The organism is Falsiroseomonas sp., assembly GCF_030695085.1.
Taxonomy (GTDB): domain Bacteria; phylum Pseudomonadota; class Alphaproteobacteria; order Acetobacterales; family Acetobacteraceae; genus Falsiroseomonas.
Window position 1 is genome coordinate 1 of sequence record NZ_JAUYTS010000009.1, and the last position, 24,370, is coordinate 24,370.

The 24,370-nt window shown below is 66.9% G+C and carries 18 protein-coding genes; 9 read left to right on the top strand and 9 right to left on the bottom strand.

The genetic code is table 11. The features are described 5' to 3' along the window. Positions 1–195: 195 nt before the first annotated feature. Entirely contained in the window at positions 196–2,070 is a 1,875-nt protein-coding gene (locus Q8S40_RS00805) for a hypothetical protein (protein ID WP_305668910.1), read from the top strand. A 181-nt stretch (positions 2,071–2,251) separates the two neighbouring features. Here the strand turns inward: Q8S40_RS00805 and Q8S40_RS00810 are convergent, their stop codons facing one another. The 3 genes from Q8S40_RS00810 to Q8S40_RS00820 form a co-directional block, all read right to left on the bottom strand. Next, positions 2,252–2,566, bottom strand: coding sequence for a hypothetical protein (locus tag Q8S40_RS00810; RefSeq protein WP_305668911.1), 315 nt, complete (start codon positions 2,564–2,566; stop codon positions 2,252–2,254). Positions 2,567–2,875: 309 nt separating this feature from the next. Beyond that, complete coding sequence (locus Q8S40_RS00815; protein WP_305668912.1) at positions 2,876–5,038, bottom strand: helix-turn-helix domain-containing protein; 2,163 nt, start codon at positions 5,036–5,038, stop codon at positions 2,876–2,878. Between the two features lie 1,956 nt (positions 5,039–6,994). Next, entirely contained in the window at positions 6,995–7,225 is a 231-nt protein-coding gene (locus Q8S40_RS00820) for a hypothetical protein (RefSeq protein ID WP_305668913.1), read from the bottom strand. Between the two features lie 911 nt (positions 7,226–8,136). Between Q8S40_RS00820 and yghU the strand changes: the two genes are divergently transcribed. Further along, positions 8,137–9,015, top strand: coding sequence for a glutathione-dependent disulfide-bond oxidoreductase (yghU, locus tag Q8S40_RS00825; RefSeq protein ID WP_305668914.1), 879 nt, complete (start codon positions 8,137–8,139; stop codon positions 9,013–9,015). 14 nt (positions 9,016–9,029) lie between these two features. On the opposite strand, the gene Q8S40_RS00830 is transcribed toward yghU, so the two are convergent. The 4 genes from Q8S40_RS00830 to dnaG all read right to left on the bottom strand — a co-directional run bounded on the left by Q8S40_RS00830 (position 9,030) and on the right by dnaG (position 13,925). After that, positions 9,030–9,362: an ArsR/SmtB family transcription factor gene (locus tag Q8S40_RS00830; protein WP_370690818.1), complete on the bottom strand. Its 333-nt coding sequence runs from the start codon at positions 9,360–9,362 to the stop codon at positions 9,030–9,032. Between the two features lie 31 nt (positions 9,363–9,393). Next, the gene (locus Q8S40_RS00835) at positions 9,394–9,984 is read right to left on the bottom strand and encodes a GNAT family N-acetyltransferase (RefSeq protein WP_304813642.1); all 591 of its coding nucleotides are present in this window, start codon (positions 9,982–9,984) and stop codon (positions 9,394–9,396) included. A 3-nt stretch (positions 9,985–9,987) separates the two neighbouring features. Then, a complete protein-coding gene (rpoD, locus tag Q8S40_RS00840; RefSeq protein WP_305668915.1) occupies positions 9,988–11,910 on the bottom strand; it encodes an RNA polymerase sigma factor RpoD in 1,923 nt (640 codons plus the stop codon). A 158-nt stretch (positions 11,911–12,068) separates the two neighbouring features. Then, positions 12,069–13,925 carry a DNA primase gene (gene dnaG, locus Q8S40_RS00845; protein ID WP_305668916.1) on the bottom strand — a complete coding sequence of 619 codons (1,857 nt, stop codon included), beginning with the start codon at positions 13,923–13,925 and terminating at the stop codon, positions 12,069–12,071. 189 nt (positions 13,926–14,114) lie between these two features. On the opposite strand from dnaG, the gene Q8S40_RS00850 reads away from it, so the two are divergent. After that, positions 14,115–15,017, top strand: a complete 903-nt coding sequence (locus tag Q8S40_RS00850) for a cation diffusion facilitator family transporter (protein WP_304814345.1) — start codon at positions 14,115–14,117, stop codon at positions 15,015–15,017. Positions 15,018–15,024: 7 nt separating this feature from the next. On the opposite strand, the gene Q8S40_RS00855 is transcribed toward Q8S40_RS00850, so the two are convergent. Then, entirely contained in the window at positions 15,025–15,489 is a 465-nt protein-coding gene (locus Q8S40_RS00855; protein ID WP_304814343.1) for a GatB/YqeY domain-containing protein, read from the bottom strand. A gap of 108 nt (positions 15,490–15,597) precedes the next feature. On the opposite strand from Q8S40_RS00855, the gene carA reads away from it, so the two are divergent. The 6 genes from carA (at position 15,598) to Q8S40_RS00885 (ending at position 23,032) form a co-directional block, all read left to right on the top strand. Further along, positions 15,598–17,007, top strand: coding sequence for a glutamine-hydrolyzing carbamoyl-phosphate synthase small subunit (gene carA, locus Q8S40_RS00860; RefSeq protein WP_305668917.1), 1,410 nt, complete (start codon positions 15,598–15,600; stop codon positions 17,005–17,007). Between the two features lie 7 nt (positions 17,008–17,014). Next, positions 17,015–17,650 (top strand): LysE family translocator, encoded by a 636-nt coding sequence (locus Q8S40_RS00865; RefSeq protein WP_304814340.1) that lies wholly within the window; start codon positions 17,015–17,017, stop codon positions 17,648–17,650. After that, on the top strand, positions 17,647–17,913 hold the full coding sequence (locus tag Q8S40_RS00870; protein ID WP_305668918.1) for a hypothetical protein: 267 nt from the start codon (positions 17,647–17,649) through the stop codon (positions 17,911–17,913). Before Q8S40_RS00865 ends, Q8S40_RS00870 begins: the two co-directional genes overlap by 4 nt. 1 nt (position 17,914) lies before the next feature. Next, positions 17,915–21,160, top strand: a complete 3,246-nt coding sequence (carB, locus tag Q8S40_RS00875) for a carbamoyl-phosphate synthase large subunit (protein ID WP_305668919.1) — start codon at positions 17,915–17,917, stop codon at positions 21,158–21,160. Positions 21,161–21,302: 142 nt separating this feature from the next. Next, positions 21,303–21,776, top strand: coding sequence for a transcription elongation factor GreA (gene greA / locus Q8S40_RS00880; RefSeq protein WP_305668920.1), 474 nt, complete (start codon positions 21,303–21,305; stop codon positions 21,774–21,776). A 17-nt stretch (positions 21,777–21,793) separates the two neighbouring features. Next, a complete protein-coding gene (locus Q8S40_RS00885) occupies positions 21,794–23,032 on the top strand; it encodes a threonine ammonia-lyase (protein WP_304814333.1) in 1,239 nt (412 codons plus the stop codon). A gap of 7 nt (positions 23,033–23,039) precedes the next feature. Here the strand turns inward: Q8S40_RS00885 and Q8S40_RS00890 are convergent. Then, positions 23,040–24,370 (bottom strand): hypothetical protein (locus tag Q8S40_RS00890; RefSeq protein ID WP_305668921.1); only part of this gene is annotated, 1,331 nt, incomplete at its 5' end.

Sequence of the window (24,370 nt, forward strand, 5' to 3'; positions counted from 1 at the left end):
CCTGTGCCAGCTCCACCTCAGCCTGCCGCAGCAGCCCGATGATCTGCTCCGCCGTGTGACGCTTCCTCGGCATCCCTGCCTCCTTCCAAGGAGGCCAACTCTCCCATCACACGCGGATCCCAGGCAGGGGGGAAGGTCAACACCGACGACGATATCGCGAAGGTCCTTCGAGAGACGGCGCATCATGTCCTGTCGATGGACTGGAACGTGTACGTTGAAATCGAGCAAGCGCGGAACCTCCTGACCGGCAAGGGCGACAAGAGCCGACGCCAACTGATTTTCCACGCTGTAATGAAGCCGGACATCTACCAGCAGTTCGGCGACGTGCTGATCATGTCCGCTGACATTCACCGGGCCCCGATGCGCAACATTTGGACCGACGTCGATTTCGTCACGGACGATCGTCTCGACAAGCATCTCCGGTACACGGTGCACCCGGGCGGCCCGCGCCTGACCATCAAGCACCTCTTCGATCGGCCATGGTCTAAGCGGTTCCGCGACACCGTACTGAGCGATGGTCGGACCGTTCAGCAGGTCGCCGCGGCCGCTGCCATGATGGAGATGGAAGGCCGGGGAGAGTTCGTTTGGACTGCCAACGCGGATATCGAGTCGGATCCATTCGCGCCACCGCCCGACTACACCCCGACCGCAGAGCGGATCCCCTTCGTGGCGCATGGAATGAATTGCTGGCAGCATATCAACAACGCGGTCCTGATGCCCGCGAACAATCCAACCCCGGCGGCATTCCGGTTTCTCGATTGGCTCGGCCTCCCCGGCGAGGTTGTGCGCAACGCGATTCAGACCTCGACCATTGGTCAACAAGGTGCGCGCACGTCGATCCGAAATCTCGACTGGCATGAGGCAGTCACGTGGGTCGTCATGGATCGTGACACCGCGCTTGCACTTGCAGCGGACTATCCGGGCTGCCGTGTCGAGAAAAGCGGTTACGTCACCGAGGTCTTGGCGGGGGTCGAGATCCCGGAACCCCGCGAGGGCGGGAGACCGCGGATCCACGAGACCAATGCCGCGGAAATCTCCAAGCGTCGCGGAGCCGAACGGGCACGCCTCATGGCCTCGATTGAGGCTCTCAAGGGGGGAGACGTGAAACACTCTATCTATAGTGGTTCTCCGTCTCCCCTTTCGACCTCGATAACGATTTACGATTCCCTGCACAGCGTGACCCCCTTTAGCGCGGTCAACGTGAACGATTTCAACGAATTGTCGGAGTTTTTGCGTGACTGGTGGTCCGCGAGTGACCTGACCAAGGCCACGAATGCGCATTTCGTCCCGTCTGAAATGGACCCCGCGGGTCGCGGTGCCGCGAACGTTCGGCACGCCAAGGTAATGGTGCTCGACAACGATTCCGGGGATCTGTCCCGGGAAGACTTTTCGCAACTGTTCCCCGGGATCCGGATGACCATCGTCAACACGTCGTCGAGCACGGCCGCGAAGCCACGCTGGCGGGCATACATCCCGCTCACGCATGCCGTTGATGCCGAGATCTACACCGCACTTTTGAACCGGCTCTTCAAGCGTTTAGCAAAAATGGGGTTCATCGCGAAGGCGAACGCCAGCGGGAAGCCGGTGCACGGTTTCGACCGCAAGATGTCGGCGGCCAACCTCTTCGGGATGCCGATGCGTGCCGCGGACCCCGACCCGGCGGCTTCGTTTTTCGATGACGTCCCGGGTCAACCTCTCGACGTTCTGGGTTGGCTGGAAAGCATCACGCGCTCGATGCCTGTCATGCAGGCAGGTCCGGCGCCGCGAACGCACTCTGAGCGCGAAGCGGAGGAGCGCGAGTACGAGTCAATGTCGGTCGATATCGTGGTTCGGGAACTGGCGGCTGAGGGCATTCCACAGGTAGATACCGACCAGTACTGGTCGATCAGCGGGCTCCGATACGAGATCCTGTTCGGTGAGCGTCCGCTGTCGGTCGGCCGCATGAGCCTCGGCGACATCATCGCGGCCGTCGGTCCACATGCAGCTATCGTGTCGGCCCGGGTTGGCGGCCCGACAGACCTGCGCGATCTTGCTGAGTACCTGATGAGCCGTGAAGGGGTAGCGGCATGACCGACTTCACGCCTGAACAGCATGCAGCGGTCGATTCTTTTATCGGGCAGCGGACCGACCAGCAGTAAGAGGCGGCCTTTGCGGCCGTCCTCGGTGACATTGATGACTGGCACCTTGGCCGGCACCCGGGGCGTCGCGCGCTGCACCCGCTGCACAACGATAGACCGTCCCTTCACCCGACTTACTCCCGGCCCAGACCCCAATTCCGAGCCGGATCACTGCGCCGGTTGGGGCCCGCCGGATCCTCGACTGTTGTGACAGTTCCGTCTGGCTTGGTGATGATGAAGTCCAGCATCCAGCGCGACGATTTGCGGCTGTTCGATTGCTGCTTCCGAAAGGCGCGTCGGTAGGAGATGCCGGTTGTCTCGTCGACCAGCGTCTTGCCGCCCGGCTGATTGGGAAACTCCCGATCAAATTTCAACTTCAGGCCGGCCCAGAGCCTCATCTCATCCGTAACTTCAAGGCCAGCTTCTTCGTAGGCATCGTCTGCGGCCATCATGTCATCCTTTCACGGGCGGAAATTCTAGCTTTGAAACGAAATGAGTCAAACCTTTGCACTGCTTGCGAAAACTCGGCGTTAGCGTGGCATCACGGTAAGACCGCGGGGTCCGGCGGTACCGGACCTCGTAGCCTTCAGCGTCGATTCCGCAGCTTCACCACAAGCTCACCAGCGACCTCAATGGCGGCCTGTAGAGCCGCCTTAGCGGCGTTACGAGCGCCATCGGCATCTCCATCATCAGCGTGATGTTGCCGCGGTGTTGACCTCTTACTGGAGAACCCGCAGATGTTGCGGAGCAGCGACATTTTAGGCCGCGCCGGGCTCGGGTGCGGCTTCGTCTGCAAGGCGCATCAGCGGCGCAATGACGGCCGTTTCCCAAAGCGTACTGACCATGTCGTCAAGCCGTTCCTTGAGATCGTCCTTTTCGTTGAACCAAGCATCCAGTTTGTCCGCTACCCTGACCTTGAAGCCCGGCCCCCGGCCCCACTCGCCGGCGCAGGCGCTCCACACCTCCGAGCCGGACAGCGGCTCGTGGTAAACCTCCATTCCTGCACGCTGAACCGCTTCGAGGAAGGCCATGCGGGACGTGGCCGCGCTCTTGCCAATCTGCTCAATGGTGCGGGCCGCGATGTCGAGCCCGCTGTCTTGCTTCAGCGCCTTCAGGGTGTCTTCCAACGAGGCAAACCACCGCGCGCTGCGAAGCACAGCATCGCGCGCCGCGCCGACCCCGACCTGATGCATGATGTTCAGGCCTGAGTAGTCGCCGTTACGACGAGTAGCCGCCCAAAGCGTCGAGGCGTAGCGCACGCCCCGAATTGTCGTCATGGCGTCCTGATGGGCGAGCCGCTCGCGGGCACCGAGTTTCCGGTGGGCCATAAGAAAGGTGCGAAGCCGCTTAGCGACCTCCTCGACCGCGAAGACAAGAAGTTGCTGCTCATGGTTGGTCAGGATTTCGTCAACGGCGGCGCTGAGGTCGAGCAGTCGGTCAGCGGCAGTCTCTCGCATGCGGCTCAACTGACTTAGCAGGTCATCACGGATCGTGCCCGGCGCGTCGGACTGCGCGTTGAAGAACAAGACAGGAATTTCTGGTAGGTCTGAGGCGCTCAGGTCGTTCTCGACTTGCAAGCGCTTGAGGGAATAGCCGTCCTCATCGGTCTCGACCGTATCGCCCAGATCGTCCTTCATGGCCCGCGCTTCGTCCGGGCGCGGGAGGGCCATGATGCTCACCTTGCCTGCGGTCAGCGGCTCGGAGAATGTTTGCCGCATGTGCTGGAGTAGGGTCTTGCCGGCCAAGCCCGGAGCGTCATTGAACTTGGAGCAGAACACGACCGCTGTGCGTGGGTCCTTCAGGCGCACGTCGAGGTCCTCCCGCACGGCCACGTCGTCTACGCCCTTGGTGTCGATGACGGTAATATCGAGTTCGCCGAACTCCTTGCCGAAGGTCGGGATCAAGAGATCAATGGATTTCGGCAGGCCTACATCGGACAGCCGACCGTTATTGACCTCGCGGAAGGTCTTCGCCAGCCATTCCATCGGCTGAGCCCGCAGCGACGGCTCATACCAAATGTCGCGGCGAGTCCGCTCTCCGAGGCGCATAAGTTCGAGCACCCGGATACGGAATTCGTCCTCAGTGCCGCAGGTGGTGGCGAGGTCCTGTGCCGGATCTTGGTAGGTGGTCTTGCCAGCGTCCCGCTGAGACTTGCGGATCAAGCCAGTCATGTTGCGGATCGCCCGCTCACTTTCACGGCTTACCGCCGCCGCATCGCGCAGCGCCTTGTCTTCACTCTTGAAGGTCGCCCACTTTGCAGCGCAGAAATCGGCGACGAGATTGCGAAGTTCAGAATCCGCGAGAGGCTGGATCGAGATGCCATATTCCGGGCCGCGGCGGATATGCACTTCGCAGATCGTGGTGCCGCCCGCACCAGTCTCCAGTACCGGACGCTCCATTGGCTTTGACACCGACGACGCCGGCGCAAGCAGATCGAAGGCAAAGGCGAGAGCCGTTGACTTGCCGACACCGATATCGCCGATGAAGGCGAGATTATGCGAAAGCTTGTTCAGGTAGGCTGCGCCGCGCAGCAGGGTGGCCTTGTGGCCTTCGATGGCGCGGCGGAGCGGCCACGGTCGGTCTTCGTCGCTGAGGAACTCGTCAACATTGCCGAGCACCTCCTCGGTCTGTTCGAGCACGACGCGTTGCGGGTTCCAGAAGCCGGGCGGCTCGATGTAGACCCATTCGCGCTCGGCAAATTCACGGTAGTCCGCTGCGTCCTTCGAGCCCAGCGCCGCTAACGCCTTCAGAACGCTGTCGATATCGGCCGGGTTAGATACGTCGCCCTTTTCGATTCGGGAGACCCGGCTTTGGTCGATACCGGCTTCACGCGCCACCTCGGCCTGCGTGGTTTGGAGGTCGGACCGGAGGCGGCTGATCACCGCCGAGAGGCGCTTGTTGGAACCAACGTCGTCTATCATGTAGGTTGTTCCCCTTTCGAATGTTCATTCATGCTGCATATATGCAGCATTGAGTCTGGAGACGCAAGCGATTTGTTGCTTGTGTGCATGCCGCTATGATTCTGCTTCCAGCCCGGTCATGCTTACGTTCGAGAATCGCAGGCCTCGGGCCGGCAGGCGGTATTGGCTCACCGACGCTCTGCTGCTGCCGAACCTCAGTTCGGCGGGTTCCGGCGCTGCGAATGGGCCGTATCAGCGAAGCGGGTTGATGGTTACCCACCGGCCGCATTGCGAGGCCGGATCCGCGAACAGCTTGATGTCCATGGCGATCGGAAGGGATGCCCGGCCGGCCATCGGCAGCCGAGCCTTCACGGTTCGATGCTCACTTGATCGGCACCCCCGGGATGCAGCGCCATGGTCGCCTCCAACCTGACGCGGAGGAGCCGCCGACCAGCGGCCATGAGATAACGACCATCGGCATCGCATCCGCGGCCGCCATCGCCACAGGTGAGGCCCCCGGCATGGCTTCCGGCCGCGGTGGTCATCATGGTCGACCTCAGTTGGCCACCTGCTGATCCCGAGGTGGATCCAGTTCTCGACGCGCCGGAGGCGGCCCGGACGGCGTCAGGACCGTGGTGCTCCGGGACGCCCAGCGTGCCAAGCGTCCCACCGCATAAGGATTGAGATATTGGTTTGGTCGGCATCCCCCGGATTGGCGCCACGTCCGCATCCAGACATCGTGGAGCCGCCGACCGGTGTCCTTGAAGGTGCCGGCCGTGCGCCAACGGCGTCGTATCCCGGGATCAACATGATCAAAGGCGGGCGGCGCTGGCCACCCTCAGCCGCATGACGGCGCCGGATCCGCTGACGGCTTGATGTACATGAGGGTCGCGGCAGAGGGCTCAGCCAGCCACCGCCCGGGCATCTGCGTTTCGAGGCCCACCCGACCGGCATCGTTGGGTGCGGCACCGTGGTCGTCTACATGGGACGCCGTGAAGCCGTCTGACGCCGTGCCGAAGATGCCGCCCTCGTCGGCATTGCAACCGCAGCCGTGGCCGACACAGGTGAGGCCGAAGGCCGGCTGCCGCCCCGCGCAGGGGCCATCATGCCGACGCGGCGGAAGCGGTCTGGCTGGCGTCACGAGGTTGGCGTTCCGGGACGACCGGCATTTCGAGTGATCGATGCTCGGTGCGGGGCGTCGGCTCCCGGCCAGCATCTCCGGGACCGGCGCCACGGACGCCTCCAGACGCCGTGAAGCCGCCGACCGGCGTCCCGGAAGCTGCCGAACATGCCGCCCTCGGCGTCGCATCCCGCAGCCGCAGTGGTGATCTCCGCCGCAGCCGCGGAACTCAGGACGGACAGGATCGAAGGGCGGCAGTGATCCTACTTGGCCGCATGATGACGGCGACCTGCGGCCGGGCTTGGTGATCATGAGGTGGGGAGGGTGCCCGGTCGGTCATCGGCAGCCGCGCACGGTTCGGGCCCGACCCGGTCAGCTTCCCGGGACTGGCGCCGTGGCCGCCTCCACCAGACGCCATGGAGCCGCCGAACCGCGTCTTTGGTGGTGCCGACCATGCCGCCCTCGGCGTCGCATCCCGCGGCCGTCTGTCTCCGGGTGGGCCGCCGTCGCCACAGGTGAGGCGCTTCGGCATGCTGCCGGACCGTGGTGGCAATGCTGCCGACCCGGTCGGCCAGACGATTCCAGAAGGAAATCGATTTCGACGCGCTGCTGCGGTCGGGATGACGTCACAAGGGTGGTGTTCCGCTATGCGCCGGCATGTTGTCGGCACCGGGCAATGTGGAGCCGCTGAACCACGTCCTCGAAGGTGCTGACCATGCTGGCAGAAATCGGCCATTTTCGGTTCTGTGCGTTGTGCGTCTCTATGTGCCTGCACAACCGCACAAGGCGGCTGGTGCAGGCACATGCGGATTGGGGCCTTGACCATCTGATGGACTGCGGTCCCCGGGTTGGCCGGGTCACGCAGCCGCCTCGGCAATGGACCGCCCCACCTCATCCAGAGCCTTTGCCGCGTCGTAAAGGTCCTCAGCAGCCACTTCGACCTGCTGGCCACGATCACCGAATTGAACCCTAATAGACATAGCGTTCAAGCAGGCCCGCTCATCCTTCGCGCACGCGGAGACAATCTCCCTCGCGCGCTCGATCAGCTTCCGTGCCTCCCTGAGGCGGAGGCGGCGTTCCTTGTTCATTTGGCCGATCTCGGTGGTTGATGAGGCCCCAGATGCATGTTCCAACCCGGAACGGTCAACGGGAAAATTCGAACTAACCCATTGATCCTTATGGGATATCGTGGTCATCAGGAAGCGTTGGCCAGCGGCCTGTTCCAGCCTGCCGGCGCCTCCCCTGCTGCCGCTGCCGATGTGAATGTGGCCTCGATGGCAGTAGCCACGCTGCCCCGGAGCCGCCTCTGCTATCGCCGTCGCCACTGGCGAGACTGCTGGCATGGCTGCCGCACCGCGGCGGTCATGGTCACCTTTGGCCGCCGGTCCGATGACCGAAGACGGACTTAGGAAGCAACCAGCAAGAGCCGTGCATTTCATGCCGGGTAAGAACATCGAACCCGGCCACTATCCCGAGACCGGCGCCACGGACACGTCCAGACACGAATGGAGCCACTCAGCGCGTCCATGATGGTGATGATCATGCCGGACCTCAGCATCGCATCCCGCGGCTGCGGTGCTGACCTTTGCTGCACGCACCGATCTCGGGACGGGCAGGATCAAGGCGCGGCGGCGGTCACCTCGGCCGCATAACGACGGCGGGTTGGCGGCTGGGCTTGGTGGTCATGAAGGTCGCGAAGGCGGCACAGCCGGCCAACTGAGGTGATGACGATGGCGCCATAACCGCCTCGTCAGGAGTCTTGGGGGGCGGTACAGGCCGAAACCCGATGACAAATCGGACGTAGTTCTGAATGCCGCGGTCCGCTCATCACCCAAGGATTCACAAGGTCCCAACGGGAAAAAGCCAAAGAGACCACGGCTTTTATTGCGTTCCCAAGCTGAATGTCGGGGGTTCGATTCCCCCCGCCCGCTCCACGCCCTTGCCCTGCCGCCACACCGCGCTCACCTACCATCCCAAGATGGTCAGGACCCCCGCCCGCATGAGCGACACCCCCGAATACACCCCGCCCAAAATCTGGACCTGGAACAAGGCCAATGGTGGCCGTTTCGCCAACATCAACCGCCCCATCGCCGGCCCGACCCATGACAAGGAATTGCCCGTCGGCCGCCACCCCCTCCAGCTCTACTCCCTGGCCACGCCCAACGGCGTGAAGGTGACAGTGATGCTGGAGGAGCTGCTGGCGGCGGGCCATACCGGCGCGGAATACGATGCCTGGCTGATCCGCATCGGCGAGGGCGACCAGTTCGGCAGCGGCTTCGTCGGCGTCAATCCGAATTCCAAGATCCCGGCCCTGCTCGACCGCGGCGGCCCCACCCCCATCCGGGTCTTCGAATCCGGCGCCATCCTGATGCATCTGGCGGAGAAGTTCGGCGCCTTCTTGCCGACGGAGGCCGCACCACGGGCCGAGTGCCTGTCCTGGCTGTTCTGGCAGATGGGCAGCGCGCCCTATCTCGGCGGCGGCTTCGGGCATTTCTACGCCTATGCGCCGTCGAAGATGGAATACCCGATCGACCGCTTCGCGATGGAGGTGAAGCGCCAGCTGGATGTGCTGGACCGCCGCCTGGCGGAATCCGAGTTCCTCGGCGGCCCGGACTACACCATCGCCGATATCGCCGTCTGGCCCTGGTATGGCGGGCTGGTGAATGGCTGGCTCTACAATGCGGCGGAATTCCTGCAGGTGCAGGACTACAAGAACCTGCGCCGCTGGACGGACCTGATCGGCGCCCGCCCGGCCGTGCAGCGCGGCCGCATGGTCAACCGCGTGCAGGGCGAGCCCTCAAGCCAGCTGCACGAACGCCACGATGCCAGCGATTTCGAGACGAAGACGCAGGACAAGCTGGCCCCCAACCCGGCCTGAACGGGCAGGCCGGTTCAGTTCGGCTTCGGCGCGCAATACAGGCGGTACAGCGTCTCCAGCACCGCCTCCACCTCGGGGCTCGCCAGGCGGTAATGGATCGTCTGGCCGTCGCGCCGCGTCTCCACCAGCCGCAGGTCGCGCATGCGGCCCAGATGCTGCGACAGCGCGGTGGGCGAAAGCCCGATCAGGGCGGCGAGTTGCCCCACGGATTTCTCGCCCTCCACCAGATGGCACAGCGCCATCAGCCGCTTGCCATGCGCCAGCGCGCCCAGCAGGCGGGCAGCCTCCTCCGCCTTGGCCTCCAGGGTCCGCAGCGCGTCGTCCGGCATCGCCATGGTCATCAGCATCTGCTCGCCTTTGGGGGGGGTTGCCGCACGCTCAACCGGCGCGCAGCCGCTCCGGGATCGGCAGGCCGAGGCGCAGCGGCACCGGCCACACCTCGCGCAACGTCCGCATGATCCGGAAGCCAGCCTCGACGTAGTTCGGCAATGCGCGGGGGTGATCCGCGGTGCAGGTGTTCACCGTCAGCAGGCGCGGGCTTTCCGCCCAGGCGCTGTCGATGGCGTGACGCAGCAGCGCACGCCCCACGCCGCGGCCGATGGCATGCGGCATCAGCCCGAAATAGGCGAGGTTGGTGCCGTGCTCCGCGCCGCGGCGTTCCAGCTCGTAGAAGCCCGCCGGCTCACCGCCCTGGTACAGCACATGGATGCTGATCTCCGGCCGCGCCAGCAGCGCGGCGATCTCGGCATCCGGCACGGTGCGGCGCAGCCACCAGACGTAGTCGCGGCCGACCGTGTCATACAGATAGCGGTAGAAGGGCACGGAGCAGGCGGGCAGCCGCACCACGTTCGCCCCGGGCGGGAAGTCCGGCCGGGTGCCGGCGGGTGGCGCGTCCATGCGGAGGAAAGTGACATCCACCTCGATCCGCTGCGCCGGTTCACGCGTGCCGGTGCGCGCCGCCGTCGCCATGGCTCAGTTGTCCAGGAAGCTGCGCAGCTTGCGGCTGCGGCTGGGGTGTTTCAGCTTGCGCAGCGCCTTCGCCTCGATCTGACGGATGCGCTCACGCGTCACGTTGAACTGCTGGCCGACCTCCTCCAGCGTGTGGTCGGTGTTCATGCCGATGCCGAAGCGCATGCGCAGAACGCGTTCCTCACGCGGCGTCAGGCTGGACAGGACCCGCGTGGTGGCCTCGCGCAGGTTGGACTGGATCGCGGCATCCAGCGGGATGATGGCGTTCTTGTCCTCGATGAAATCGCCGAGGTGGCTGTCCTCCTCGTCGCCGATCGGCGTCTCGAGGCTGATCGGTTCCTTGGCGATCTTCAGGACCTTGCGGACCTTTTCCAGCGGCATGCCGAGCTTCTCGGCCAGCTCCTCCGGCGTCGGCTCGCGGCCGATCTCGTGCAGCATCTGGCGGCTGGTGCGCACCAGCTTGTTGATCGTCTCGATCATGTGGACCGGGATGCGGATGGTCCGCGCCTGGTCGGCGATGGAGCGCGTGATCGCCTGCCGGATCCACCAGGTGGCGTAGGTCGAGAATTTATAGCCGCGGCGGTACTCGAATTTGTCCACCGCCTTCATCAGGCCGATATTGCCCTCCTGGATCAGGTCCAGGAATTGCAGGCCACGATTGGTGTATTTCTTGGCGATGGAGATGACGAGGCGCAGGTTCGCCTCGATCATCTCCTTCTTCGCCTGGGTCATGTCCCGCTCGCCACGCGACACGGTCTGGTAGACGCGGCGGAAATCCGGCACCGGCAGGCCGGTATCGGCGGCGACGCGGGCGATCTCGGCGCGGATCGCCTCCGCATCGTCCTTCGACCGTGCGACGAAGGTCTTCCAGCCGCGCGTCTGCAACTTGCTGATGCGTTCGAACCAGCCCGGATCCAGCTCGCTGCCGCGCCACTGTTCCAGGAATTCCTCGCGCTTGACCTTCTGCGCTTCCGCCAGGCGCAGCACCTGGCCCTCCAGCGTGGTCTGGCGGCGGTTCAGGCCCTTGAGCTGGTCGACCAGCTCCTCGATCCGGTTGTTGTGGAGGTGCACCTTCTCCACCAGCGCCACCAGCTCCTGGCGCTGCTTCTCATAGGTCTTCTCGGAGCGCTGCGAATTCTCGCCGCCCGAGGTGTAGGCATCCATCCGCTTGGAGGACAGCTTCTGCAGCTTGCCGAACAGGCTCTCGATCTGTTCGAAGGCGACCAGGGCTTCCGGCTTCAGCTTTTCCTCGAGCGCCGAGAGCGAGAGGCCGACACCTTCGGCGGCCTCGTCACCCTCCTCATATTCCTCCTCGGGCGGCGGCGTGCCTTCGGGGGTATTGGCGCCGGCGGTCGCCTCCAGGTCGATGACATCCCGGAGAAGCATGCGGCCTTCCTTGACCGCGTCATGCCAGGCGACGATCGCCTTGAAGGTAAGCGGGCTTTCGCAGAGCCCGCCGATCATCATGTCCCGCCCGGCCTCGATCCGCTTGGCGATGGCGATCTCGCCCTCGCGGGACAGCAGCTCCACGCTGCCCATCTCGCGGAGATACATGCGGACCGGGTCGTCGGTGCGGCCGAGATTGGCCTCATCGACATTGCCGCCGCCTTCCTCCTCGTCCTTGTCGTCGTCATCGGCCTTGGCGGCGGGCTTCTCGGCGGCGGCCTCGCCGTCCTCGCTTTCCTCGGATTCAACGACATTGATGCCGAGCTCATTGAGCGTCGCCATCGTGTCCTCGATCAGCTCGGAGGACACCTGTTCGGAGGGCAGCGCGGCGTTGAGTTCGTCATAGGTGACGTAGCCGCGTTCCTTGCCGCGGGCGATCAGCTTCTTGACCGCGGCCGTCAGGGTATCGAGCAGCACGCCTTCCACCGCCTCGTCGCGTCCTTCTGCCGTGTCGGCGCCATTCGCGGCCTTGCTCGCCATGCTTTCTCCGCTCCGTCAACGGCGCCCTGGCGTGGCCGGGCTTCTGCCCGACCTGCCCGCGCGACTTCGCCCGTTACCCGCGCCACCGCGCCCGCTCAATGCCCGCCCGCTCAATTCCCGCCATGGCGCGCCCGCTTGAGGTCCACCCATGGCGCCGCTCAATGCCCACCCATGGCCTGCCCGTCCTGCAATCCGGACAGGCCTGCCGCATCCTCCGCCATCTCTCCCCGGTGCTGCGCTTCCAGCAGCATCGTCAGCCGGATGATGCGCTGCTGGGCGCGGGCCTGGGCAACCGGATCGGTCGCCTCGACCCATGCGCGCCCCTCACGGGCCTGGTCCTCCTCCAACTCCGCCCTGCCGCGCAGCAGGCCGTAGAAGTGCCACCACGCGTCCAGCGCGTCCTTCGGCTGGGCATTGACGGAGGCGGCTTCCGGCACGCCCGCGCCACGCATCAGGCCGGTCGTCAGCTCCACCATCCCTCTGTCGGCGAGTTGGTCCATCAGACGGGTTGAGTCAAGTTCGTGGCCCTCTGCCAGCCAGGCCAGAACAAGGTCTCGGCAATGGGCCAGCTTGGCGTCGCCGAGATCGACCGCGGCGAAGCATTCCTCCACCTCCCCCAACAGCCAGGGGTGGCGCAGCGTCAGCGCCATCAGCGTCGCCGCCTGCTCGCTGCGCGTCCGCTCCCGCGTGATAGCCGGGCGCGCGCGCGGGGCGGCTGGCGGCTTGCGGCCCGCGCCCGGGCCTCGGCCGGGCTGGGCGCGCGTTGCGGCGAAGAAACGGTCGAGCAGGCTGCGCCGGTACTCCGCCGCCAGGGACTTGTCCGGGATGGCATTGGCCACCGCGGCCAGCCGGTTGCGCAGCGCCGCGCGCTGTTCCGGCGTGGTGGCGGGGCGGCCCTCGGTCAGCAGCGCGTACAGCGCCTCCGACAGCGGCCTGGCACCGTCCAGCACCGCGGTGAAGCCGGCCGGGCCGCGGCGGGAGACCAGCGTGTCCGGGTCCTCCCCCGCCGGCAGGGTGGCCAGCTTTAGGCTGCGTTCCGTGGTCAGCAGTGGCAGCGCCGCCTCCGCCGCCTTCGCCGCCGCGCGGCCGCCGGCGGCGTCGCCGTCGAAGCACAGCACCGGCTCCGGCGTCAGGCGCCACAGCTCCTCCATCTGCTCCGCGGTCAGCGCGGTGCCGAGCGGCGCGACGGCGCCGGTGAAGCCGGCCTGGTGCAGGGCGATGACGTCCATGTAGCCCTCCACCACCACGACCGGAGCGCCGCGGAAGGCGCCTTCCTTCGCCAGGTCCAGGCCGTAGAGGTTGCGGCGCTTGGAGAACAGGCTGGTCTCCGGCCCGTTGACGTATTTCGGCTGGCCATCGCCCAGGATGCGCCCACCGAAGGAGATCACGCGCCCGCGCCGGTCGCGGATCGGGAAGATCACGCGGTTGAAATACAGGTCGGAGAAGCCCTCGCCATCCTCGCGTTCCCGCACCAGCCCGGCCTCCGCCAGCTGGCCGGGGGTGATGCCATCCGCCTTCAGCTCCGCCGCCAGCACGCCACGCCCGCCGCCGGACCAGCCGAGGCCGAAGCTGGCGATGGTGTCCTCGCTCAGCCCGCGGCGCTTGAGGTAGGCCAGCGCCGCCTCGCCTTCCGGCAGGCGCAGGCGGCGGCGGAAGGCGGCCTCGGCGGCTTCCAGCACGCCATACAGGTCCCGCGCCCGGCGTTCGCGGGCGGCGGCCTCCGGCGTCGACTGGGGCACCTGCATCCCGGCCTCGGCGGCCAGGCGCTCCACCGCCTCGGGGAAGCCCTGGCCTTCGGCGCGCATGACGAAGCTGATGGCATCGCCATGCGCGCCGCAGCCGAAGCAGTGGAAATGGTCGTCATAGACGTAGAAGGAGGGGCTTTTCTCGCCGTGGAAGGGGCAGCAGCCCTTCCAGTTCCGCCCGGATTTGGTCAGCCGCGTCTTCCGCTGAATCAGCGGGGCCAGCGGAGTCCGCGCACGCAGCTCCTCGAGGAAGTTGGGGGGCAGGGCCATGGGTGCCGCCCTCTTTAGCACCGGACCCGGGTGGGAGAATGGGTGGCTTGCCGATTTCTTCACCGCGGCGCGCCAAGGATCGGCAACGCGGATGGCGCGCGGCCATACCGGCGAGGCTGTTGCATCGCCGACGCAAAGCGACAATCCTCATTGATCATATCGTATATTGAATGAAATGGGATCTTCTGGATGGTCAGCCCCGAGTCACGCCGGCGGGAATGGTCCCTGGGGCTCAGCCTGGCGGCCGATACCGCCCTGCTGGCGGGCTATGCCGTGGTGTCCGTCGGCGCCGCCTCCCTGCCCCTGCTGGCGGAGACGCTGAGGGGTGGGATCCTGATGCTGCTCGGCTGGTGGATCCTGGCCACGATGCGCCGGGTGCATCGCGGGCACCTGCCCGGCTATGACTACGGCAGCGGCAAGCTGGAGCGTTTCGCCAATTTCCTGGTCGGCAGCCTGCTGCTGCTGGGCGCGGTCTGGGTGGTGACGCGCACCATCGGCGCCTGGCTCGCCGGACCGCTTCCGCCGGGCAGCGGCGCCTGGCTGATGGCGGCGCAGGTGCTGGCGGCGGTCAATGTCGTGCTGAACGGCGCGGCCTTCCTCGCCTTGTGGCGTGCCGCGCGGGATGGAACCTCGCTGCTGATGGCGGGGCAGGTGCAGGCGCGGCTCGGCAAGCTCGTCACCTCCGTGCTGGTGCTGGCTTCGGTGGCGATCACCACGAACTGGCCCGGCACCCAGCTAGCCTGGATCGCCAATCTGGCGGGCGGGCTGCTGGTGGCGGCGGTGATGTGCGGCATCGGCCTGACCATGCTGCGGGAGACGCTGCCCGACCTGCTGGACCGCGCCCTGGAGGAACGGCTGCAACGCGCCATCAACAAGAGCCTCGGCGCGCATTTCCAGCACTATGAGACGCTGGAGCGGGTGCGGTCCCGGCAATCCGGCGGCCGCGCCCATATCGAGATCGCCCTCGGCTTCGCCCCCAGCCGCCCCTTCGGCGAAGTGGCGGAGGTGGCGCGGCAGATGGCGCGGGAACTGGAGGCGATGATTCCCGGCGCCGAGGTGGTGGTGGTGCCGGTGACCGTCCAGCTGGGCTGATTGCGGCTCAGCCGCCGAGCGCCGCCTTCACCAGCGGCCCGGCCTTGGCCATGTCCAGGCTGGCGGCGTGCTTGGCGCGCAGCACGGCCATCACCTTGCCCATGTCCTTGACGGTCTGCGCGCCGGATTCGGCCACCGCCTCCTGCACCGCCGCCTGAATCGCGGCCTCATCCATCTGCTGCGGCAGGAAGGATTCGATGATGGCGATCTCCGCCTCCTCCTTCTCCGCCAGCTCCGGGCGGTTGCCCTGGCGGTACATCACGGCGCTCTCGGTGCGGGACTTCACCATGCCACGCAGCATCGAGATGATCTGGTCATCCGGCACCTTCTCCACGCCGGAGGGGCGGGCGGCGATGTCGGCGTCCTTCAGCTTGGCGGTGATCATGCGGATGCCGGAGACGCGCGGCGCGTCCTTGGCCAGCATCGCGGTCTTCAGCTCGGCGGTGAAACGGGTGCGGAGGTCGTCGGCCATGGGGGTTCTCCTTGTTCCCGAGTCATAGCACGCGGCGGCGTCTGGGAAAAATCTTCCCAGTCACTTGGCGCGCTTGCTTTGGGAAGAAAATTCCCACATTCTTTGGCCATGCGCACCGTCGAAGAGATCATCGCCCAGATGGGCGGGCCGGAAGCGGCCGCCCAGCGCCTCGGCATCGGCACGGAGGCCGTGCGGAAGTGGCGCCAGGCCCGCGCCGTGCCGGCCAAGCACTGGTCCGCCATCCTGGCCGCCACCGGCCTTAGCCTCACTGACCTGCCCCAGGGGGCGTCCCAGGGAGCTTCCCAGGGGGATAGCACCCCCCGCCCCGCCCCGCATCCGGAGACCCGCCCCGTGAGCCAGACCGACACCCCCCCGACTGGTGCGACCGCCGCCCTGGTGCTGGCCGATGGCAGCGTCTTCTGGGGCCGCGGCTTTGGCGCGCAGACCACGACGGTCGCCGAAATCTGCTTCAACACCTCGATGACCGGGTATCAGGAGGTGCTGACCGACCCCTCCTATGCCGGGCAGACCATCTGCTTCACCTTCCCCCATATCGGCAATGTCGGCGCCAATGCCGAGGATATCGAAGCGATCACGCCGGCCGCGCGCGGCTTGATCGTCAAGCAGGACCTGACCGAGCCCTCCAACTATCGCGCCACGCGGCATCTGGATGACTGGCTGAAATCGCATGGCGTACCCGGCATCGCCTGCATCGACACCCGGGCGCTGACCATCCGCATCCGCGATGGTGGCGCGCCGAATGGCGTGCTGGCGCACCCGGTCGATGGCCGTTTCGACATTCCCGCGCTGGTGGCGCAGGCCAAGGGCTGGCCGGGGCTGGTGGGGATGGATCTGGCGAAGGAAGTCTCGACCCGCCAATCCTATAGCTGGGACGAGGCCGAATGGGCCTGGGGCCAGGGCTACGCCACCCAATCCGCGCCGCGCTTCAAGGTGGTGGCCGTGGATTACGGCGCCAAGCGCAACATCCTGCGCTGCCTGGCGGCGGCCGGCTGCGCCGTGACCGTGGTGCCGGCGACCGCCACCGCCGAGGATATTCTGGCCCACAAGCCGGATGGCGTCTTTCTGTCGAATGGCCCGGGCGACCCGGCGGCGACGGGCGCCTACGCCGTGCCGGCGATCCGCGGCGTGCTGGAGACGGGGCTTCCCGTCTTCGGCATCTGCCTCGGCCATCAGCTTCTGGCGCTCGCGCTCGGCGCCAGGACCTACAAGCTGGACCGCGGCCATCGCGGCGCCAACCAGCCGGTGAAGGAACTGGCTACCGGCAAGGTAGAAATCACCAGCCAGAACCACGGCTTCGCGGTGGATGAGGCCAGCCTGCCGGACGGCGTGACAGTGACGCATCGCAGCCTGTTCGACGGCAGCAATGAGGGCATCGCCAGCAGCACCAGGCCCGCGTTTTCGGTGCAGTATCACCCGGAAGCCTCGCCGGGGCCGACGGACAGCCACCACCTGTTCCAGCGCTTTGTCGGCATGATCGAGACCCGCAAGGCGGGATGACAGGGCCATGCCCTCCCCCGACACGCTCCTCATCTTCGCCGCCCTGTCGCTCGGCCTCGCGGTCACGCCGGGGCCGAACATGCTGTACCTGATCTCGCGCTCGCTGGCGCAGGGCACCGGGGCGGGCATGGTCTCGCTAGTCGGCTGCCAGTTCGGGTCCTTCACCATCATGGTCTGCGCCGCTGCCGGCATCACCGCGGCGCTGCTGGCGGTGCCCTATGCCTGGGACATCCTGCGGATCGGCGGCGCCGCCTACCTGCTTTACCTGGCCTGGCAGAGCGTGCGGCCGGGTGGGCAGCCGATCTTTGCCGCCCGCAGGATGCCGCGGGAACCGCGCGCGCGGCTGTTCTGGGTGGGCTTCGCCACGGCGGCGCTGAACCCGAAGGTGGCGCTGTTCTACATGGCGGTGCTGCCGCCCTTCCTGGACCCGGCGCGCGGCAACCTGTTCGCCCAGGCCGCCCTGCTCGGCTTCGTGCAGATCGCCATCTGCACGGCGTGGGATGCGGTGCTGGTCTGGGGTGCCGCGGGGGCGGCGCGCTTCCTCGGCGAGAACCCCACCTGGATGGCGGTGCAGCGCTGGGTGCTCGGCGGTGCGCTGGCCTTGCTGGCCGTGAAGCTCGCCACGGAAAGCCGCGCCACATGATCCCCTTCGCCTTCGGCCTGTTCGCGCTCGCCTATTCGGGCCTGGTGCTGTTCACCGTCGCCTCCTCGCTGCGGCGGCTGATGCCGCCGATGCGCGCGGCACTCGGCGCCTTCGCGCTGTCCGTGCTGGTGCATGGCGCGACGACGCTGATGCTGGGGGAGGAAGCGCCGCTCGCCCTGTATTTCTGGGGCATCCCCCACCTGCTGATCCTGCCGCTGCTGCTGCTGAGCGCGCGGCGCCAATCCAACTCGACCGGAGCCTGACATGCCGAAGCGCACCGACATCAAATCCATCCTGATCATCGGCGCCGGTCCGATCGTCATCGGCCAGGCCTGCGAGTTCGACTATTCCGGCGCCCAGGCCTGCAAGGCGCTGCGCGCCGAGGGTTTCCGGGTGATCCTGGTGAACTCCAACCCGGCCACGATCATGACCGATCCCGGCCTGGCAGATGCCACCTATATCGAGCCCATCACCGTGGAGATGGTCGAGAAGATCATCGCCAAGGAACGCCCAGACGCGCTGCTGCCGACCATGGGTGGCCAGACCGCGCTGAACACCGCGTTGAAGCTGGATGCCGCGGGCGTGCTGAAGAAGTATGGCTGCGAGCTGATCGGTGCCAAGGCGGAGGTCATCGACAAGGCCGAGGACCGGCTGAAATTCCGCGATGCGATGTCCAAGATCGGCATCGAGAGCCCGAAATCCGCCATCGCCCATTCCATGGAGGAAGCCCGCAAGGGTCTCGACCTGGTCGGCCTGCCCTGCGTCATCCGCCCGAGCTTCACCCTCGGCGGCACCGGCGGCGGTATTGCGTATAATCGCGAGGAATTTGAACAGATCGTCGCCGCCGGTCTTTCGGCCTCGATGACCACCGAGGTTCTGGTCGAGGAATCCGTGCTGGGCTGGAAGGAGTATGAGATGGAGGTGGTCCGCGACAGCGCGGATAACTGCATCATCATCTGCTCCATCGAGAATCTGGACCCGATGGGCGTGCATACCGGCGACTCTGTCACCATCGCCCCGGCGCTGACGCTGACGGACAAGGAATACCAGCGGATGCGCGATGCCTCCATCGCCTGCCTGCGGGAGATCGGCGTCGATACCGGTGGCTCCAACGTGCAGTTCGGCATCAATCCCGTCGATGGCCGCATGGTGGTCATCGAGATGAATCCGCGCGTCAGCCGTTCCTCCGCGCTGGCCTCGAAGGCGACGGGTTTCCCCATCGCCAAGATCGCCGCGAAGCTGGCGGTGGGCTACACGCTGGATGAGTTGAAGAACGACATCACCATGGTGACGCCGGCCAGCTTCGAGCCGACGATCGACTACGTGGTCGTGAAGATCCCCCGCTTCACTTTCGAGAAATTCCCCGGCACGCCGGCGACGCTGACCACATCGATGAAGTCGGTCGGTGAGACCATGGCGATCGGCCGGTCCTTCGCGGAGGCGTTGCAGAAGGGCCTGCGCGGGCTTGAGACCGGTTTCACAGGCCTCGATGAAATCGACGTGCCGGGTGATGGCAGCCACGCCGCCATCCGCACCTCGCTGGCCACGCCGAAGCCGGACCGCGCGCTGGTCGTGGCGCAGGCGCTGCGCGCCGGCATGTCGGTGGAGGAAATCCACGAGGCTTGCCGCTTCGACCCGTGGTTCATCCGCGAGATTTCTCGAATTGTCGACGCCGAGCAGAAGGTGAAGGCGGAAGGGCTGCCGAAGACCGCCGATGGCTTCCGGGCGTTGAAGGCACTGGGCTTTGCCGATACGCGCCTGGCCAAGCTCACGGGCAAGACGGAGGCACAAATCTTCGCCGCGCGCGATGCGCTCGGCGTGCATGCCGTGTTCAAGCGCATCGACACCTGCGCGGCGGAATTCGCTTCCGACACGCCTTATATGTATTCCACCTATGAGGGTGGCTTCGGCGCGCCGGATTGCGAAAGCCGGCCCACGGACCGCAAGAAGATCATCATCCTCGGCGGCGGCCCGAACCGGATCGGCCAGGGCATCGAGTTCGACTATTGCTGCGTCCATGCCTGCTATGCGCTGCGCGATGCCGGCTACGAGACCATCATGGTCAACTGCAACCCGGAGACGGTGAGCACCGACTACGACACCTCCGACCGCCTGTATTTCGAGCCGCTGACGGCGGAGGACGTGCTGGCGATCTGCCGCAAGGAACAGGAATCCGGCGAGCTGCTGGGCTGCATCGTGCAGTATGGCGGGCAGACCCCGCTGAAACTGTCCCAGGCGCTGCACAAGGCCGGCATCCCCATCCTGGGCACATCCGCCGAGGCCATCGACATCGCCGAGGATCGCGAGCGTTTTCAACTGTTGCTGAAGTCGCTCGGCCTGAAGCAGCCGCAGAACGGCATTGCCCGCGACCTGGACGAAGCCCTGGTTGAAGCGGAGCGCATCGGCTACCCGGTGGTGGTCCGCCCCTCCTACGTGCTCGGCGGCCGCGCGATGGAGATTGCCTACACCAAGGAACAGCTCCGCCGCTTCGGCGCGGAAGCCGTGAAGGTCTCGGGCGAGAATCCGATCCTGATCGACCAGTACCTGGCCGATGCGATCGAGGTCGATGTGGATTGCATCGCGGATGAAACCGGCGATGTCTATGTCGCCGGCGTGATGGAGCATATCGAGGAAGCCGGCATTCATTCCGGCGACAGCGCCTGCTCCCTGCCCCCCTATTCCCTGCCGCCCGCCATCATCACGGAGCTGAAGGCGGAGACGGAGGCGATGGCCAAGGCCCTGAAGGTCAAGGGCCTGATGAACGTGCAATATGCGGTCAAGGACGGCGAGATTTTTGTGTTGGAGGTGAACCCCCGCGCCAGCCGCACCGTGCCCTTCGTCGCCAAGGCCACCGGCATCGCGGTCGCCAAAATCGGCGCCCTGGTGATGGCCGGGGCGCATCTGAAGACCTTCGGGCTGGACGATACCGCCGTCTCCCGCCACGTCGCGGTCAAGGAAGCCGTCTTCCCCTTCAATCGCTTCCCGAATGTAGACGTGATCCTGGGGCCGGAGATGAAATCGACCGGCGAGGTGATGGGCCTCGACCTGTCCTTCGAGAAGGCCTTCCTGAAGTCGCAGATGGGCGCGGGCGTGAAGCTGCCGGAATCGGGCACGGCCTTCCTTTCGGTCAAGGACAGCGACAAGGCCGGCGCCGTCACACTGGCGCGGCGGTTGATCGAGATGGGGTTCAAGATCCTCGCCACGCGCGGCACCGCGGCCAGGCTGCGCGATGTCGGGCTGGACTGCGCCATCATCAACAAGGTGGCGGAAGGCCGGCCGCACTGCGTGGACGCGATCAAGTCCGATGCCATCCAGCTTGTCATCAACACAGCCAGCGGCGGGCAGAGCGTGTCCGACAGCTTCGACATTCGTCGCAGCGCCCTGACGCACGGCGTCCCGCACTACACGACACTGGCCGGCGCGCGGGCCGCCGTTCACGCCATCGCGGCCCTGAAGGGCGGAACCCTTGATGTGACGCCGTTGCAGGCCTATTTTAAGGGCTCATTCTGAGCGGGCGGGGCGGGGGCAGCACCCCTTCCCCGCCTCGCCTGTTTCAGCGCGCCCCGCGATCCGCTTGCAAAAGCCCAGCCCCATCCGGGACACTGGGCCAAAGGCAGGACAGGGCGCGGGATGCCCGGAGGAAGGACGCGACGTGCAGAAGTTCCCGATGACCGCGGAAGGCCTGGCTCGACTGACGGAGGAGCTGCGTGAGCTCAAGGTCGAGGAGCGCCCGGCCGTGATTCGCGCGATCGCGGAGGCGCGCGCGCATGGTGATCTGTCCGAGAACGCCGAATATCACGCCGCGCGGGAACGCCAATCCTTCATCGAGGGCCGCATCGCCGAGCTGGAATCGGTCATTCCGTCCGTCGAGGTTATCGACCCCACCAGCTTCAGCGGCGACAAGGTGCTGTTCGGCGCGCATGTGACGGTGGTGGATGAGGAGACGGAGCAGGAGAAGACCTATCGCATCGTCGGCCAGTATGAGGCCGACATGAAGAACGGGTCGATTTCCAACTCCTCCCCGCTCGCCAAGGCGCTGATCGGCAAGAAGGTCGGCGACAGCGTGGAGGTTCCGGCCCCGGGCGGCGCCAAGGTGTATGAGATCGCCGGCGTCCGCTTCGTCTGACCCGGCCCGGAGAGATCATGTCCCCGCTTGAGAGCCTGCGCGCGGTGGATGCGCCATCCATCACGCTGGCCGATGTGCGCGCCGCCGCCACCCGTATCCGCGGCGCCGTGCTGCGGACGCCCACCATCTATTCGGATGCGCTGTCCCGCGCGACCGGGGCGCGGGTGCATCTCAAGCTGGACAACCTCCAGGCCACCGGCGCCTTCAAGGAACGCGGCGCGGCCAACCGCATCGCGCTGCTGACGGCACGGGAACGGGAGGCGGGCGTCATCGCCATGTCCGCCGGCAACCATGCCCAGGCGGTGGCGCGGCACGCCTCGCTCGCCGGCATCACCGCCACCATCGTCATGCCCCGCTTCACCCCGGCCACCAAGGTGACCCGCACCGAAGGCTGGGGGGCGCGCGTGGTGCTGCATGGCGAGACGCTGGCCGAAGCGGCGGCGCATGCGCATGAGCTGGCGCTCAAGGGCGGGCTGACTTTCGTCCACCCCTATGACGATGCCGCCGTCATCGCCGGCCAGGGCACCGCGGCGCTGGAGATGCTGGAGGATTTCCCGGATCTCGACACGCTGATCATCCCGGTCGGCGGCGGCGGTCTGCTGACCGGCTGCGCCGCCGCGGCGCGTGAACTCAAGCCCGGCATCACCGTGATCGGCGTGGAGGTGGAGGGCTACCCGGCCATGCACCAGCGCCTGGCCGGCCTGCCCGTCTCCGTCGGCGGCCCCACCGTGGCGGAGGGCATCGCGGTGCGCGATGTCGGCGAAGTGCCCTTCGCCTGGCTGAAGCGCATGGGGATCGAGGTGGTGCTGGCCCCGGAACGCACGGTCGAGCAGGCCATCGCCCTGCTGGCCGAGGGCGCCAAGCTGGTGGCAGAAGGCGCCGGCGCCGCCGGCCTCGCCGCGCTGCTGGCCTATCCCGAACGCTTCGCCGGCCGGAACATCGGCATCCCGATCTGCGGCGGCAACATCGATGCCCGCGCGCTGTCCAATGTGCTGCTGCGGCAGTTGCTGCGCGACGGCCGCATCCTGCGGCTGCATTTCGACATTCCGGACCGCCCCGGCATGCTGGCCGATATCGCCGGCCGCATCTCGGCGCTGGGCGGCAACGTCATCGAGGTCAACCACCAGCAGCTTTTCGGCGCGCCGACCGTGCAGAGCACCGAGCTGTATCTGATGGTCGAGGTGCGCGACGGCACCCAGGGCAACGCCATCATCGCCGCCCTGCAAGCCGCGGACTACGTGGTGCGGCGGGGCTAGCCACGCCTCACGGCGCCGGTCCGTGCAGCGCCGTGCGCAGCGGGCCAAGCTCCGGCAGGTCATGACCCGCCGGCCACAGCGCCACTCGCACCCCCTGCCCGGCCGCTGACATCGATCCGGCATAGCCGATGCCATAGGGGCGGACGGACAGCACGAATTCGCCGCCCGGCGGGGCTGGTGGGCTGAAGGTCAGCCGCAGCAGGCCATCCTCCGCCAGCGTCCCGCTCTGCACCGGCCCGGTCTCCCCGGCGCGCTGCGCGCCGAGCAAGGCCGGCCGGGAGGTCCAGGTGCCGGTCACCGGCCCGGCCCGCTCCCGCGCCAATTGCAGGCCGAGCATCGGAACCGGCGATTGCGGCGTGTTGTGCGGCGTGATCAGGAAGACCTGCCAGGGGCCGGTCAGCGTCGAGCCATGGCGTTCCTCCACCACCGGCACCACGGGGATGGTGAAGCTGGCCGGCGCGCCGGGGGCGATGGTGATTTCGGCCTCGAAGGTCACCTCACCGGGGGCGATCGCGGTCACCCGGTAGCGGCCGGGCAGGAAGCGGCCGCGCCCCTCCGCGCCCGGCTCCTGCGGCGCCCAGGCCTCGGGCGGCAAATCAGGGTCGAGCGGCACCGCGGACCAGGTGACGGGGCCCGGCGGCACGCCCTCCGGCAGCCGAAAAGTCGCCTCAACCTCCGGCATCGAATCCTGACCTGGATCGGCGCGGGTGGCGGCGGCGGCCTGGGCGGCGAGGGCGGCGACGCCGGTGGTATCCGCATCCTGGAAGGGCACGCCGACGCCGAAGCGGCGGGCGAACATCACCTCGGTCCGGCTGGCATTCAGGTAGCGCACCTCATACTCGCCCGGCTCGGCGGGCACCCGCAGGCCGCTCCGCCCCCTGCTGGACAGGCCGAAGGACCAGTCCGCGCCGTATTGGCCCGGCGGGTCACCGGGGCGGGCGATCACCACCCGCTCACCGGCCTGGTCGGGTCCACGATAGGTGAAGACGACGCGGCTGCCCGGCGCGACCGAGCCCACCGGCTCGAACCCCATATTCGGCGCCACCACCGCCACCGCCTGGCGGGCGATGATGCCGCCGGACGCGGCGCGGATGATCAGGTCGTATTCGCCCGGCTGCTGCGGCGCCCGCCGTCCGGCCGGGTTGTTCGGCCGCTCGCCCGTGCCGCCGATCACGCCGAAGCTGGCGCTGGCCGGCGCGGTGTTCGCGCCACGCGGCACGAAGCCCATGTAATCCACGTAGCGCGCCTCGCCGCGCCAGCGGATGCGATAGGTGAAGCCCGCCTCGGCCTTGGCGTCGAGGTCGAAGGCGGCCTCCCGCTCGGGCGGCGGCGGCGCGG